The 1,129-nt window shown below is 64.0% G+C and carries 2 protein-coding genes; both read left to right on the top strand.

The genetic code is table 11. The features are described 5' to 3' along the window. Positions 1-95: 95 nt before the first annotated feature. Positions 96-581 carry a phage tail protein gene (locus G4G00_RS21735; RefSeq protein WP_164276650.1) on the top strand — a complete coding sequence of 162 codons (486 nt, stop codon included), beginning with the start codon at positions 96-98 and terminating at the stop codon, positions 579-581. Continuing rightward, entirely contained in the window at positions 578-1,039 is a 462-nt protein-coding gene (locus tag G4G00_RS21730) for a phage virion morphogenesis protein (protein WP_164276647.1), read from the top strand. The genes G4G00_RS21735 and G4G00_RS21730 overlap by 4 nt, the downstream gene beginning before the upstream one ends. Positions 1,040-1,129: the final 90 nt, after the last annotated feature.

Below are 1,129 nucleotides of genomic sequence, written 5' to 3'. Positions count from 1 at the left end.
TACGCCCTCTGCCACGCCACTGCCGAGCAAGTGATCGGCCTACAGGGCTTGGTGAGGGAACTGCATGCCGCACTCGGTGGCCAGGAACACGCCCCATGAAGAAGCCCCAGCTCCTACGCCAGCACCTGGTGGCCGCCCTGCCCTGCTTGCAGGCCGATCCCGAGCGCTTGCTGATCTTTGTCGACAACGGCGGTGTGGCCGGCACCTATCGGCCGGGCGCCTCCTTTGAGTACCGCTACACCCTGGACCTGGTACTGACCGACTTTGCCGGAGCACCGGAGGCGGTGATGGTACCGCTGCTGCAGTGGCTGACCCGCCATCAATCCGAGCTGCTGGCAAACCCTGCCAACCGCGACAAGCTGACCTTTGAGGTCGATGTGCTGTCCGACAACCTGGTGGATTTGGCCATCAAGCTGCCGCTAACTGAGCGCGTGCGTGTGGTGCGCGATGCAGGCGGTGCGCTGATACTGGAGCACTTGCCAGAGCCGCCGACTGAGGACGAGCACGCCGATACGCTCGCCGGTGGCGCGCTGTTGGCCGATGGCATGGTGATCGCCACCCTGCCGGCCATCGCGCAATGAACGCAGATCTGCAGCGCCTTGAGAACTGGGTCGCGCCATTGTTGCAGCAGCTGCAACCGGCCCAGCGCAGCCGATTGGCCCGCAAGGTGGGCACCGCACTGCGCCGGTCGCAGCAGCAGCGCATTGCGGCGCAGAAAAACCCAGACGGCTCGCCCTATGCGGCCCGGCGCAATCCGCCCAGCCGACGCGCCAAGGCCAGACGCATCAAGCGCGGAGCGATGTTTGCCAAGATCCGACAGGCGCGCCATCTGCGCGTGCGCGCAAACGCCAATGAAGTGGCCGTGGGTTTTACCGGACGCGTCTCGCATATCGCTATGGTCCACCAGGAAGGCCGAGCCGATAGCGTGAGCAAAGGCGGCCCGCGCGTGACCTATCAGCGGCGTCAGCTGCTGGGCTTCACGTCGAGCGATGAGCAGTTGATCCGCGATACCCTATTGCGACATTTGTCGGCTTGCTGACTGTCCCAGCCCTCCAATCAGTCAGGAAAATATCGACATCATTCGAGCGGCGCCAGGGACGAAATGCTACATGGTGCAGGAAACCCAAAA

It is taken from the genome of Stenotrophomonas sp. B1-1 (assembly GCF_010894375.1).
Taxonomy (GTDB): domain Bacteria; phylum Pseudomonadota; class Gammaproteobacteria; order Xanthomonadales; family Xanthomonadaceae; genus Stenotrophomonas.
The sequence above is the reverse complement of the archived record's forward strand: the minus strand, read 5'-3'. Positions and strand labels throughout refer to the sequence as shown.